At 30.6% G+C, this 14,127-nt stretch carries 12 protein-coding genes; 11 read left to right on the top strand and 1 reads right to left on the bottom strand.

Annotated features, from left to right (window positions below):
- Positions 1-181: 181 nt before the first annotated feature.
- From hypB to GXK56_RS17785, 11 genes are all read left to right on the top strand, one after another.
- Positions 182-850 (top strand): hydrogenase nickel incorporation protein HypB, encoded by a 669-nt coding sequence (hypB, locus tag GXK56_RS17835; protein WP_160689885.1) that lies wholly within the window; start codon positions 182-184, stop codon positions 848-850.
- Positions 851-909: 59 nt separating this feature from the next.
- On the top strand, positions 910-3,609 hold the full coding sequence (locus tag GXK56_RS17830; RefSeq protein ID WP_160689883.1) for an FAD-dependent oxidoreductase: 2,700 nt from the start codon (positions 910-912) through the stop codon (positions 3,607-3,609).
- 84 nt (positions 3,610-3,693) lie between these two features.
- Positions 3,694-4,038, top strand: a complete 345-nt coding sequence (locus tag GXK56_RS17825; RefSeq protein WP_160689881.1) for a hydrogenase maturation nickel metallochaperone HypA — start codon at positions 3,694-3,696, stop codon at positions 4,036-4,038.
- Between the two features lie 401 nt (positions 4,039-4,439).
- Positions 4,440-5,021: a class I SAM-dependent methyltransferase gene (locus GXK56_RS17820; RefSeq protein WP_160689879.1), complete on the top strand. Its 582-nt coding sequence runs from the start codon at positions 4,440-4,442 to the stop codon at positions 5,019-5,021.
- Positions 5,011-5,874, top strand: a complete 864-nt coding sequence (locus GXK56_RS17815) for a class I SAM-dependent methyltransferase (protein ID WP_160689877.1) — start codon at positions 5,011-5,013, stop codon at positions 5,872-5,874. Before GXK56_RS17820 ends, GXK56_RS17815 begins: the two co-directional genes overlap by 11 nt.
- 2 nt (positions 5,875-5,876) lie before the next feature.
- On the top strand, positions 5,877-7,151 hold the full coding sequence (locus GXK56_RS17810) for a radical SAM protein (RefSeq protein ID WP_160689875.1): 1,275 nt from the start codon (positions 5,877-5,879) through the stop codon (positions 7,149-7,151).
- 180 nt (positions 7,152-7,331) lie between these two features.
- The gene (locus GXK56_RS17805; protein WP_160689873.1) at positions 7,332-8,297 is read left to right on the top strand and encodes an AraC family transcriptional regulator; all 966 of its coding nucleotides are present in this window, start codon (positions 7,332-7,334) and stop codon (positions 8,295-8,297) included.
- A 278-nt stretch (positions 8,298-8,575) separates the two neighbouring features.
- Positions 8,576-9,748, top strand: coding sequence for a malic enzyme-like NAD(P)-binding protein (locus GXK56_RS17800; RefSeq protein ID WP_160689871.1), 1,173 nt, complete (start codon positions 8,576-8,578; stop codon positions 9,746-9,748).
- A 238-nt stretch (positions 9,749-9,986) separates the two neighbouring features.
- On the top strand, positions 9,987-10,958 hold the full coding sequence (locus GXK56_RS17795) for a 2-keto-3-deoxygluconate permease (protein ID WP_160689869.1): 972 nt from the start codon (positions 9,987-9,989) through the stop codon (positions 10,956-10,958).
- A 199-nt stretch (positions 10,959-11,157) separates the two neighbouring features.
- Positions 11,158-12,777 (top strand): sensor histidine kinase, encoded by a 1,620-nt coding sequence (locus GXK56_RS17790; protein WP_160689867.1) that lies wholly within the window; start codon positions 11,158-11,160, stop codon positions 12,775-12,777.
- Positions 12,755-13,429: a response regulator gene (locus GXK56_RS17785; RefSeq protein ID WP_160689865.1), complete on the top strand. Its 675-nt coding sequence runs from the start codon at positions 12,755-12,757 to the stop codon at positions 13,427-13,429. The genes GXK56_RS17790 and GXK56_RS17785 overlap by 23 nt, the downstream gene beginning before the upstream one ends.
- Positions 13,430-13,534: 105 nt before the next feature.
- Here GXK56_RS17785 and GXK56_RS17780 read toward each other — a convergent pair whose 3' ends face one another.
- Positions 13,535-13,948 carry an Rrf2 family transcriptional regulator gene (locus GXK56_RS17780; protein WP_160689863.1) on the bottom strand — a complete coding sequence of 138 codons (414 nt, stop codon included), beginning with the start codon at positions 13,946-13,948 and terminating at the stop codon, positions 13,535-13,537.
- Positions 13,949-14,127: the final 179 nt, after the last annotated feature.

The following is a 14,127-nucleotide window of genomic DNA, read 5'->3' as shown; positions in this document are numbered from 1 at the left end:
TTAACACTAATTTCTATAATTTTCATATGAATAATATTAAAATGTGCATTAGTATACCCTTTAAACAGAGTATAAAATGTAATTGTGCGTTTGATGCCTTTTGATATCGTTATCAAGATGGAGTTAATTGTACAAGTCGTATACTTAAAGGGAATTTAAATTGTTATGGAGGAGAAATAATATGGATGAATACAAAGTTATTGAAATTAAGCAAAGTGTTTTTGAAGACAATGACAGACAGGCAGATTTGCTTAGGGAAGAATTAAAAAAGGAGAAGACTTTTTTATTAAATTTAATGTCATCACCAGGATCAGGTAAGACAACTACGGTTTTAAGAACAATTGAAGCTTTGAAAAATGAAATGAATATAGGGATTCTAGAAGCGGATATTGATTCAGATGTAGATGCTAATACTGTTTCAAAGACAGGAGTAAAGGTAATCCAATTACATACAGGTGGAATGTGTCATTTAGATGCAGATATGACTAAACAAGGTCTATTAGGACTTGGAACAGAAGGAATTGATTTTGCGATTTTAGAGAATGTTGGAAATTTAGTATGTCCAGCAGAATTTGATACTGGAGCATCAAAAAATGCAGCAATTTTAAGTGTGCCAGAAGGGGATGATAAACCTCTAAAGTATCCTTTAATGTTCTCAATTGTTGATGTTTTATTAATTAATAAAATAGATGCTATGTCTATTTTTGATTTTGATATTGAAGCTGTTAAAGAGCGTGTTAGGAAATTAAATCCTAATATTAAGGTTATTCCAATCTGTGCTAAGACAGGTGAGGGAATTCAAGAATGGGCAGACTGGGTACGTTCTGAAGTGAAAAATTGGAATGAATAATGTAAATTACTCAAGTTTTAATATAAAGAAAATATGCTATAAAAATGGAGGAATATAAGATGGTAAAGGAAAGGGTATTAGATCTTGCCAATCATATTAATAGATCAAAACGTGGTTCGAAATCAGGGATTAAAGCAGAAGATCCAGAATATAAAATTTTAGAACCTGTAGTTTCAGAGGGGATGGCAGAGGTAGGACTTTGCTTAGAACTACGTAATCCTAAGAGTGCAGAAGATGTTGCACCTTTATGTGGAAAATCTGTTGAAGAGACATCTAAATTACTTTGGGATTTAGCTGTTGCTGGTGTTTGTTTTGTAAATAAAATTGATGGTGTTGATAAATACTGGCTTGAAACATGGATTCCAGGTGTTATGGAAATGATGGTTAATAATAAGGAAAATGTAAAGAAGTATCCGCAGATTGCTGAAGCTTTTGAAGCATATGGAAGAGTAAGAGGACCTAAGACAGTTGGTAACTTCCCAGTTGGTAAAGGACTAATGCGTGTTATACCTATTGAACATGCAATTGAAGGGGAAACAAGAAGAGCATCTTATGAAGAAGTTTCAAAATATCTTAATGAAAATGAAAAGTTCTCTGTATCAGATTGTTCTTGTCGTACAGCAAGAGAAGCCATGGGAGAAGGTTGTGGTCATTTGAAGGAAGATATATGCATTCAAATGGGACATGCTGCTGAATATTATATTCGTACAGGCAGAGGTAGAGAGATTAATCGTGAAGAAGCTTTTGAAATTATAAAAAAAGCTGAAGCAAATGGATTAGTTCACCAAATACCAAATACAGATGGACCAGGAAAAACTCATGCTATTTGTAATTGTTGTGGATGTTCATGTTTATCGCTTAGAACTGCTGAGATGTTCTTAAATACTGATATGGTACGTTCAAACTATGTTTCTGTTGTAGATAAAGATAAATGTGTTGCGTGTGGTGAATGTGTTGAAAACTGCCATGTTAATGCGTTAAAATTAGGACAAAAGATCTGCACAAAAACACCAATAAAAGAGAAAAAACGTGAACTTCCAAGAGATACAGAATGGGGACCAGATAAATGGAATCCAGACTATCGTACTAATAGAGAAGTTGTTGTAGATACAGGAACAAGCCCTTGTAAAGCAGAATGCCCAGCTCATATTGGTATTCAAGGATATATAAAATTAGCATCTCAAGGAAGATATACAGAAGCACTTGAACTTATTAAGCATGAGAATCCATTTCCAGCAGTATGCGGACGTATTTGTCCAAGAAAGTGTGAATCTGCTTGTACCAGAGGAGATGTTGATGATCCAATAGCAATAGATGATATTAAAAAGTTCATTGCAGAGCAGGATTTAAGTAAAGATACTAGATATATACCTGAACTAAAGCATGAATATGGGAATAAAATTGCCATTGTTGGTGCTGGACCTTCTGGATTAGCATGTGCTTTTTACTTAGCTATTGATGGATATAAGGTAACCGTATTTGAAAAACAAAAGGTTCTTGGAGGTATGCTTACACTTGGAATACCAGCCTTTAGACTTGAAAAAGAAGTAGTTAATGCAGAAATAGATATTTTAAAGGAATTAGGGGTAGAGTTTAAAACTGGTGTTGAAGTAGGTAAAGATGTAAGTCTTAAGGATTTAAGAAATCAAGGGTTTGAAGCCTTTTATGTTGCAATAGGTGCTCAGGGAGGAAGAAAGCTTGGCATTGAAGGTGAAGATGCTGAAGGAGTAATAGCTGGGGTAGAATTTTTACGCAGGGTAAATCTAGGTGAAGATTTAAAACTAGAGGGAAAAACTATTGTAATTGGTGGTGGAAATGTTGCTATTGATGTTGCTAGAACTGCTACTCGTGTAGGTGCTGAAAAAGTTAATATGTATTGTTTAGAAAGCAGAGAACAAATGCCAGCTCTTGAAGAAGAAATTGAAGAGGCTTTAGAAGAAGATATTAGTATTAATAATTCTTGGGGACCTAAGAGAATTGTTGTAGATAATGGACATGTTGTTGGAGTGGAATTTGAAAAATGTATTTCAGTATTCGATGAAAATAGAAGATTTAATCCTAAGTTCGATGAAAATGAAACTAAAATAGTAAAGGCTGATAATGTTATAATTTCAGCTGGACAAGGAATGGAATGGGGAGACTTATTAAAGGATTCCCAAATGGAGTTAAATCCTAATAATACAATAAAAGCTGATAAGCTAACACTACAAACAGGTGAACCAGACATATTTGCAGGAGGAGATTCATTAACAGGTCCAAGATTTGCTATTGATGCCATTGCGTTAGGTAAAGAAGGTGCAATTTCTATACATCGTTATGTACATCCAGGACAAAGCTTAACTATTGGACGTATTAAAAGAGAATATCGTGCCTTTGATAAAGAAAATCTTGAATTAGAAGGTTATGACCGTCTTCCAAGACAAAAAGCAAATCACATGGAGGCAAATAAAACTAAGGAAGCATTTAAAGATTTACGTGGAGTATTTACAGAAGAGCAAATGAAGAAGGAAACAGAACGTTGCCTTGGATGCGGAGCTACGGTTGTGGATCAATATTTATGTGTAGGCTGTGGTGTTTGTACTACAAAATGCAAATATGATGCAATTAAACTTGTAAGAAGATATGACAGTGTAGGTGTAGAGCTTCGAGACTTAAAGCCTGAAATAATGAAACATGCATTAAAGCGTAAGGTGAAAATTGCTGTAAAAAAACCAGTTAGATTTTTACAATCAGTTCTATCTAACGATAAAAGTAATTAAGAAGAATTCGGAGTTATAGAAAATATAAGATGAGGAAATGAATATTTTCCTCATCTTAAAGTATTCACAAGAGAGGTGAGTTTTTTGCATGAGTTAGGTGTTGTGATTGAAGTAGTAAAAACAGTTGAAAACTTTGCGAGAAAAAATAAATTAACAAAGATTGATACCTTAGTTCTCCAAATTGGTGAACTTTCATCTATGATCCCAAGATACATTGAGGCGTGCTATCCAGCTGCAGTGGATGGCACGTTATTAGAAGAAACAAAATTAGAGATTGAGATATTACCAGGCAATGCTATTTGCAAAGACTGTAATAAGGTATTTAATCTTATTGAAAATAAGAGCCAATGTCCAGCTTGCGGAAGTAAAGACCGAGAAATATTATGCGGCAAAGAATTTATGATTAAGGAAATTATTGCTTGCGAATGAAAAAATTTTTACTATTATAATATAGTAGCTATCATTTTAGTTGAAGCTGCTATTTTTTTGCGATTTTTTAGTAAATAACATTTAAGAAATCCTCAATTTGATTATTAGTTAGAGTGATATTTGTAAATAAAATTTTGAAACTATAGAATTATATGTAAGTATGTTTTAAAATAGTCTTTATAGCATGAAATAGACTATAAGCACAATTTACTTTTATATGTTATAAAAAAATCTGTAACAAAATGCTAAGCAGTAGATTAATTTCACTCAATAATTAAATTTGTAACATATATTCAATAAGGATGAGAACAATTAAGCAAATAAGCAAAGATAAATGATATTGTTAGGACTTATGTAATAAATATAATAAGTAATAAAGAAGGTTGAGGGAACAATATTTAATGAAGGATATAAAAGATTTTGACAAGGTTTATAACTATTATGATAGATTTATGAACAAGTTTAATTTGTACAAGCTTCAGGAAGTGAAAGATGCTGCAAATATAAATAAAAATGAAGTAATTGCAGATATAGGAGGAGGCACAGGAAAGCTGGCAAAATATATTTGTGATAGCTGTAAGACGGTATATGTGCTTGATGAAAGTGATAAAATGCTTTCAAAGGTAAATCAGGCAAAAAATTTAATATGTGTAAATGGTGATGCCCTCAAAACTCCCTTTGAGAGTAATTCTATTGATATAGTAATATTAAGTGATGTTTTTCATCATATTAAGGAACAAAAAGAGCTTATTATTGAAATAAGAAGGATATTAAAGGAGGGGGGGCGGTTAGTTCTATTGGATTTCAATAGAAAACATATAAGAACTAGACTACTAAGAGCATTTGAATTTATTCTTTTTGGAAGATTGTTTTTTAGGACTAAAGATGAAGTTAGAATTTTATTAGAAAAGTACTTTTATATAAGTAAGGTTTCTGATAATGGTTATTATTTTATATTTGTAGGAGAAAAATATGATAAATAAAATATTGTTTTACTCTAAGATTGGATACAAGCTGTTAAAAAAGGAAGTAGTAAACCAAGACGATTATAGAGTTGAATATGACAAAATTTCAGATACCTATGGCTATTGGCTTAACGAAATGGGAAGATATTCAGATAATATTATTAATTCAAAGTACATAGATACGGATAAAGAATTGAAAATATTAGATTTTGCATGTGGAACAGGGTACATAACAAAAGCGTTATTAAATAAATTTGAAAAATATAAAATTACTGCTGTAGACCAATCAAGTAAAATGCTTGAGAAGTTTAAAGCTATTGATGATAATAGAGTAACAATTATTAAAAGTGATGGTATAGAATTTTTAAAAAATTCTAATGAAGAATTTGATATTATATTTTTTGGATGGGCACTTTCTTATTTTAATCATAATGAGTTATTAAAGCTTTTTAATGGTGTTTTAAAGAAACAGGGTATATTAGCAATAATAACAAATGTGGATGGAACTTTAGATAAAATAGAAAAGATTTTTTTAGATGTTATGAGTGAAAAGCAGAATGAAGTAATTAAGCCTATGGATATAAAATTAAATTTGCCTAAAGGCAAAGAAGGCTTAGTTAAGTGGTGTAATCAATATGGATTTAAAGCTTTGGAAACAGGTGAAGGGGAAGTTTTTTTCTCTTTTAAAAAACCAGAAGAACTTCTGGAATGGTTAAATATAACTGGTGCAGCAGCTGGAACTAGAAAAATCTTTAAAGATTACAATGAAGTTAAACCTTTTATAGTTGAAAAAATAAAAAAAGAGAAATATAAAAATGGAGTTTATGAAATAAATCATAAATTTGCATATGGTGTTTTTAGAAAGGAATAAAAATGAGTTTTAATAATTTTAAAATCATATCTCAAATGGCTGTTGATAAAAATGTTTTAAAATGTTTAGTAGAGGTTTTTAATATTTTAAAGGAGGATAAGAAGTTTAATTTATTGAAATACATAAAAATGATGAGAAGCATTTTAAATGGAGAAAAGATAGTGAAACATCAGGATAAGTACATAATAAGCACTTTTTTCCCACCTTTCCCATCTAAGTCTTTTATACAAAATATATTATCAGTAGATGAACCCATTAATATATTTACGAAGCAAATATTTGCAAAGAGGATTGCACCTATTTCTATTTACTTATGTATAACAAATAAGTGCCCTAATAACTGTCTTTATTGTAGTGCAAAAAATAGACAAGCAGAAAGAGAATTATCAAAGGAAGAATGGATAAATGTTATAAATGAACTCCAAGAGATGAGAACCCCTATTATAGGAATAACAGGTGGCGAACCCCTATTACGTGAAGATATATTCGATATTATAAGATCAATAGACAGTAGAAGTACTGCAATTCTATTTACCAGCGGTTTTAATTTAAGCTATGCGAAAGCAAAAGAGTTAAAAGAGAGTGGTTTATTTGGCATAGGCATAAGTTTAGATTCTTATGATAAAAATATACATAATAAAAATAGAAATAATGAAGATGCGTTCGATTATGCACTTGAAGCCCTTACAAATTCAAACAAAGCAGGATTATATACAATGGCGCAAACTGTTATATTGAAGGAGAATTTAGATGAGGAAAAATTGTTTAAGTTATTTAAATTAGCTAAAGACAATGGTGCACATGAAGTAAAAATACTTGAACCAATACTAAGTGGAAATCTTTTGACGGAAAAAGAATTAAATAATGTGTTTTATAATGATAGTGATAGAGAAAAGCTTATAAAAATACAGCACAAGGCAAATAAGCGAAGTGATTTGCCTAAGATAAGTACATTTGCCTATACAGAAAGCGAAGCTAAATTTGGTTGTGGTGCTGGAAATCAACATTCATATATAAGTGCATCAGGAGAATTATATCCTTGTGATTTTGTACCTATGAGTTTCGGCAACGTAAAAGAGGAATCTATAAAAAAACTTTGGATTGAAATGAATAATCATATTGGTAAGCCTAAAATCGGATGTTTTGCTCAAAAGGTAAATAAAGAAGTTTTTAAGAAATCAGAAGGAATACTTCCAATTAATAAATCAGTGGCAATAGATATTTGTAATGATAATAAAAGTGATAAATATCCAAAATATTATAGGGATTTACAATAAACAGAAAATAAAAGGATGATAGTTATTAAATATAGCAATTCAATAAGTATTAATAAGACTAATGAATATGCATTAATAAATCATTCTTTTATTTTTTATAATTATAGCAATAATGGAACAGCAATATATTAGATATAGACTTATACTATAATTACCACGTGGGAATGGAGAGTGAGAATAATGAAATATAAAGAAGCTGTATTTTTATGTGTTGAGTATATAGAAAAAAATTTAAAAAATGAATTAAGTACAGAAATAATATCCAGAGAAATTGGATATTCTGTATATCATTTTTCAAGAATATTTAAAGAGGAAATGGGGATATCTCTAATGGAATACGTAAAAGAAAGAAAGCTTCTTAGAGCAGCAGAAGAGATTATGTCTGGGAAAAGAATACTTGATATAGCTGTTGAGTATGGATATGAAACTCATAGCGGATTTACAAAGGCTTTTCGAAAGAAATATGGTTTTTCTCCTGCATTTATTCATGCTCTTTCCATTGAAAAATTAATTAATGAAAATGGAGGGAATTATAATATGAGTCAAGATAAAATATATGAAAAAACTAATATGTTTTTAAAAGCAACTGAAAATAATAAAAATCCAGAGGAATTATATAAATGTTTGATAGAAAGTATTCAAAGGAATAAGCTGTTTGAAGATTTTACAAGATTAGAAAAGGCTTATAACGTAGCTCTTTCTGCTCATAAAGGTCAAAAGAGAAAATCAGGAGAAGATTATGTTACCCATTCTATTAATGTTGCAATTATATTAGCAGAAATGGAAGCAGATGAAGACACAATTATATCAGGCCTACTACATGATGTGATTGAAGAGAAGACACCTGTAACATTAAAGGAGTTAGAAGAAAGATTTTCAGAAAAAATCTCAACAAGCATAGATAAGGTAACTAATTTTAATAAGAACTATTTAGAAATAACAAATGGAGAAGAATTTGAAGAAAGTGTTATAATGATAAAACTGGCAGATCGACTTCATAATATGAGAACAATAGAATTCATGTCACCAGAAAGATGGAAAGAGAAGTCTAAGGAAACATTGGAGATATTTTCACCAATTGCAGCAAAATTCAATAATTCAAAATTAAAATCTGAATTAGATAACTTAGCTCTAAAATATATTTAAATATACTAAAGTAATTTAGGTCTTAATGAAACTTAAAGTATTTAGCTTTAAAAAAGTAATAAATATTCTTTATATAAGCAGGAGGCTATGTCAAAAGGGGCAAAGTACTCCTGCTTTTTTATCAAAACTTAGTTAAAAATATAACAAAGTGTTCTTTATGACCATAATTTATTTTTAAAGTTTATAATATTTTAATACTAAAAAGACGGTGTTATTATTTACTCATGGCAAACGATTACAAAAAAGTTGATATAAAATTTTGAAGGGCGGTATTAATAATGAATTATTTTGAAGAAAGCTTAAAATTACATGAAGAAAGAAAAGGAAAGATTTCAGTAACATCTAAGGTTAAAGTTGAAACAAGAGATGATTTAAGTCTTGCTTATACACCAGGAGTTGCAGAACCTTGCAGAAAAATTCATGAAGATCAAGAAAACGTCTACAAATATACATCTAAGGGAAATTTAGTAGCAGTAGTTACAGACGGTACAGCAGTACTAGGACTTGGAGATATAGGACCAATGGCAGGTATGCCTGTAATGGAAGGTAAAGCAATTTTATTTAAGGAATTTGCAGATGTAGATGCATTCCCAATATTGGTTGATACAAAAGATGTAGATGAAATAGTTAATGCAGTTAAATTAATAGCACCTACTTTTGGTGGAATAAACTTAGAAGATATTGGAGCACCTAGATGCTTTGAAGTTGAAGAGAAGCTTAAAAAGGTAGTTGATATTCCTGTATTTCACGATGACCAACATGGAACAGCAATAGTAGTTCTTGCAGGGGTTATTAATGCATTAAAAGTAGTAGACAAGCAAATTAAAGATGTAAAAGTAGTAATAAATGGAGCAGGAGCAGCTGGAACTGCAATATCTAAATTGTTATTAACAGCAGGAGTAAAAAACTTAATTGCTGTTGATAAAGTAGGAATTCTTTATAGAGGTATGGAGAAAATTGATGATGCTAAAGAAGCTTTAGCGGAAATAACAAATCCAGATAATATTAAAGGTAGCCTTGCAGATGCATTAGTAGGTGCAGATGTGTTTATAGGAGTTTCAGCACCAGGGATAGTAAGTCAAGACATGGTAAGAAGCATGAACAAAGATGCAATAATATTTGCAATGGCAAATCCAACTCCAGAAATAATGCCTGATGAGGCTAAAGCTGCTGGAGCAAGAGTAGTAGGAACAGGACGTTCAGATTATCCAAACCAAGTAAACAACGTTTTAGCCTTTCCAGGAATATTTAGAGGAGCTTTGGATGTTAGAGCTAAAGAGATTAATGAGGAAATGAAGCTTGCTGCAGCATATGCAATAGCTGATTATATCAAAAATGAAGATTTAAATGAAAACAATGTAATTCCAAGTGCTTTAGATAAAAATGTTGCTGCTAAAGTAGCGGAAGCAATTGCAAAAGCAGCTAGAGATAGTGGAGTTGCAAGAAAGTAAAAATAATTAATTAAATTAAATTAAATTTAGAGTTTATGCATGCGACCATTATTAATTTATATAAAAGGTGTTATGACATGCATAAACCCCAATAAAAGATTATGTGTTTTTATAAAAAGAATTAAAACATAAATGGATATTCCACAAAACTATAAGTTAGCGATAAAAATTAGAACTTTTAAGATATTAATTATACAAATGTAAAAAATAAGAAGATATAATTTTAGGAGGTATATATATGCAAATTCCAATTAAGAAAACCCTAGATAAAATTCCGGGCGGTATGATGGTAGTTCCACTATTTTTAGGTGTATTAGTTAATACATTTTTCCCGCAATTTTTAAAGATTGGTGGTTTTACAACAGCATTATTTAGTTCAACGGCATCATCAACTATTTTGGCTTGTTTTATGTTTTTAATTGGTTCACAAATTAATTTCAAATTAGCACCAAAGGCAATAAAAAAAGGTGCAATATTAATAACAGGTAAATTCATAGTAGGTGCTAGTATTGGTATATTTGTAGGTAAAGTTTTTGGACCTGCTGGTGTATTAGGTTTATCACCACTTGCAATCCTTGCAGCATTAACAAATTGTAATGGTGGATTATATGCATCTTTAGCTTCACAATATGGTGATGAAACAGATGTAGGTGCCTATGCTTTATTATCTTTAAAAGATGGTCCATTCTTCACATTAGTTGCATTAGGTGCATCAGGACTTGCTCAAGTTCCTTTTATGGCTCTTGTAGCAGTTATGGTTCCAATAGTAATAGGAATGATCTTAGGTAATCTTGATCCAGATATGAGAAAATTCCTTGGAAGCAGTAAAATGTTATTAATACCATTCTTCTCTTTCCCATTAGGTGCTGGAATGAATCTTTCAACTATTGTAACAGCTGGAGGTCCTGGTATATTATTAGGGATAATAGCTGCATTTACTGGAATAGGAGCTTATGTACTTCTTAAAGTATTTAAGGAAGAACCAATTATAGGCCTTGCGACAGGGTCAACAGCAGGAAATGCTGTAGCAACACCAGCGGCTGTTGCAGCTGCAGATCCATCTTTAGCGGTTATAGCAACAGTAGCAACTGCTCAAGTTGCAGCAGCATGTGTAGTATCAGCTATAGTTTGTCCATTCATTGTTACTTACGCATTTAAATTGCTTAATAAGAAAAAGGCAGAAAAGCTAAATAACGAAGCTGCTGCGTAAATAATCAATAATAAAATAAGACAAGTAATAAATTAAACACGGAAAAGTGGGAGACAATAATGAAAGAAGTGCTATATAATAGGATTAAAGTATTATTCCTGTATTAAAACTTCTTTCATGAGATAAGGTCTTTCATGCTTCCGTGTTTAAAGCTTTTCAATATATAAGATTAAATTTATATTAAGGGTAGGTGATGAATATGAGAAAGGCAATGAAGCTGCAAACAAAGATTACTCTGTTAGTAATAATAGTAGTCTTTATTTCTATATCAATAATAATGTCTTTTACTGTATCATGGATGACGGGAAATATTGAAAATAAAGCAAGGACTAATATTATGAATGTAGCTGAGATGATGGCTCATTCTAAAGAAATAGTAGGGCAATTAGAAATTAAGGATCCAGATAAAAAGATTGGTCCTTATGTCAATATGCAGCTTAAGAATTTAGAGCAAGTTGAATATATTATTGTGGCAGATAATGAAGGTATAAGGTATTCTCATCCTGACCCTGAAAAGATAGGTAAGAAATTTGCAGGTGGTGATGAGGAGAAAGTAGTTAAAAAAGGAGAAACCTATATTTCAGAGGCTACTGGAACTTTAGGAATGGCATTAAGAGCTTTTGCACCCATATATGATGAAGATAATAAGGAAATAGGTTTTGTTTCGGTAGGAACACTTACTCAAAGTATTGAAACAGCTAAGCAGACAGCTATTATATATATATTGCTAATAGGGTTAGGAGGGCTTGGAGTAGGTGCAGTAGGAGCATTTTTACTTGCTAATAATATAAAGAATACTCTACTCGGATTAGAGCCAGAAGAAATAACAAAACTTTATAATGAAAAGATGGGGATGCTTGATGCAATTCATGAAGGGTTAGTGGCAGTTGATGATGAAGCTAGAGTTACTCTTATAAATGATTCTGCATTAAATATACTTCATTTTGAAAATAGTATTACTAAAGAGCAGATTATTGGGCAAAATGTAGAAGTAGTTATACCAAATTCACGCTTATTTAATATACTAGAAACAGGTGAGTCAGAATTTGAAGAAGAGCAGAGAATAAATAATACCATAATAATGACTAATAGAGTTCCTATAAAAAATAGGGGAAAAGTTGTAGGAGCTATTGCCAGCTTTAGGGATAAAACAGAAGTGACAAAGATGGCTGAAGAACTTACAGGAGTAAAAAAATTAGCTTGGTCTTTAAGAGCTCAAAATCATGAATTTATGAATAAACTTCATACAATTTCAGGGCTTATACAATTAGAGGAATATGACGAAGCACTTCAATTTATATCAGATGTAGCAAAGGTAAGGAGCAATATAAGTAATATTTTAACTGATAATATAAAAGATGCTTCACTGTCAGCTTTATTATTGTCAAAATATAATAAAGCTGAGGAAAGTAGAGTTAAACTTAAAATAGATGAAGTTTCAAAATTTGCAAAATTGCCAGAGTATATGACATCAGATGAAATGGTATCAATTGTAGGAAACTTAATAGAAAATTCTTTAGACGAAGTAAAAAATGATGGAACGGGATTAATATATATAAAGATAGTTCAAAATGAAGAAGCACTAAATATAGTAGTTAAAGATAATGGTGGAGGAATTCCAATAGAATATAGAGAAAAGATATATGAGCAAGGGTTTTCAACGAAGGATGGACAGCGTGGTCATGGAATGTATATAGTAAAGGAAATAATTAATGAATGTGGTGGTACAATAAATTTTGATGGAGATGAAGGTGCTCTTTGGAATATAAGTATACCAATGAAAAGGAGTGAAAAGCTTGATTCAAGTAATGATTGTTGAAGATGATCCTATGGTTAGGGAAATAAATTCTAAGTTTTTAAAAAGAGTAGAAGGGTTTATTTTATATAAAGCAGTTTCCAATCTTGATGATGCAAAAAAATTTACATTAGCAAAAAAGCCAGATTTAATATTACTTGACGTATATCTTCCTAAAGAAAATGGAATTGATTTTTTAAAATGGATACGAGCACAAGAAATTGATATAGATATTATTTTAATTACAGCTGATAAATCTATTGAAAGAATACAAGAAGCCTTTAGATATGGAGTTGTAGACTATCTTATAAAGCCATTTAGTTTTGAGAGGTTTAAAGAAGCACTCAATCAATTTAAGAGTAGATATTATCAATTTAAAAAATCTGATGAGATTGAGCAGAAGGATTTAGATAAGTTAATTTCAAGTCCAAGTAGTTCTCAAAATGATGATGAATTTACTAAGGGTCTTAATAAATATACTTATAAAACCATATGGGAAGAAATTGAAAAGAGGACAGATGAGGATTTTACAGCTGAAGAGCTTGCAGAAAAATTAGGAATAGCCAGAGTCACAGTTAGAAGATATCTTGAATATATGGAAAAGGAAAATAAAGTAGATAAGTTGGTTGAATACGGTAAAGTAGGCAGGCCACAACACAAATATCATAAAATCTAAATTATTTAATTTAAAAAACCATGTCAATAAAGAAATTCTTTAATTGTGCATGGTTTTCTTTGTTAGAATTTGTATAATTTCTAATTTTATTTATGAAATTTACGGTTACCAAGGATTATTTTTTAAATCTTCAAAGGTTACTTTTTCTAATTCATCTACCAGTGTATTTTGTATATTACATAGAGCTTTATGTATGGTACAATGACCGCCTTTATTAGCGCTACACATTTTTTTATCATAAACACATCTGGTTACTAGTATTGGACCTTGTATAGCTTCAACTACATCTTTTAAAGTAATATCTTTAGGTTCCTTTGTTATAGCATAACCGCCATTAATTCCCCTATATGACTTTACTATTCCTGATTGAGTTAATTTTCTAGTCAACTTTAATAGAAATCTAAGAGGTATGCTTCCTTTTTCTGATAAAAATTTAGCATCTAATTTATTATCTACACCTTCCTTAGATAGCATAAGTACTATTCTAAGTGCATAATCAGATTCTTGATTTATATTCATAATATCTTACTCCTTAAAGTACACCTGCATGGTATACTTTATATTAGTATAATTTTTTATGGTTGTCAATATATATGCTTTTATAGATAGAATTATTAAATAGTAACATATTAAGTATGTAGAACTAATTCCGAAAATAATATAAGAGTATAATAGTGACGGAATTTATTAAAAATATA

Source organism: Clostridium sp. C2-6-12 (genome assembly GCF_009928485.1).
Lineage (GTDB): Bacteria > Bacillota > Clostridia > Clostridiales > Clostridiaceae > Clostridium.
This window is presented reverse-complemented; position numbering and strand designations above follow the sequence as displayed.

Bases quoted from the DNA above. Each gene is read 5' to 3' on its own strand.
- hypB (WP_160689885.1), top strand. From the start codon at position 182: ATGGATGAATACAAAGTTATTGAAATTAAGCAAAGTGTTTTTGAAGAC.
- GXK56_RS17830 (WP_160689883.1), top strand. From the start codon at position 910: ATGGTAAAGGAAAGGGTATTAGATCTTGCCAATCATATTAATAGATCA.
- GXK56_RS17820 (WP_160689879.1), top strand. From the start codon at position 4,440: ATGAAGGATATAAAAGATTTTGACAAGGTTTATAACTATTATGATAGA.
- GXK56_RS17815 (WP_160689877.1), top strand. From the start codon at position 5,011: ATGATAAATAAAATATTGTTTTACTCTAAGATTGGATACAAGCTGTTA.
- GXK56_RS17810 (WP_160689875.1), top strand. From the start codon at position 5,877: ATGAGTTTTAATAATTTTAAAATCATATCTCAAATGGCTGTTGATAAA.
- GXK56_RS17805 (WP_160689873.1), top strand. From the start codon at position 7,332: ATGAAATATAAAGAAGCTGTATTTTTATGTGTTGAGTATATAGAAAAA.
- GXK56_RS17800 (WP_160689871.1), top strand. From the start codon at position 8,576: ATGAATTATTTTGAAGAAAGCTTAAAATTACATGAAGAAAGAAAAGGA.
- GXK56_RS17795 (WP_160689869.1), top strand. From the start codon at position 9,987: ATGCAAATTCCAATTAAGAAAACCCTAGATAAAATTCCGGGCGGTATG.
- GXK56_RS17790 (WP_160689867.1), top strand. From the start codon at position 11,158: ATGAGAAAGGCAATGAAGCTGCAAACAAAGATTACTCTGTTAGTAATA.
- GXK56_RS17780 (WP_160689863.1), bottom strand. From the start codon at position 13,948: ATGAATATAAATCAAGAATCTGATTATGCACTTAGAATAGTACTTATG.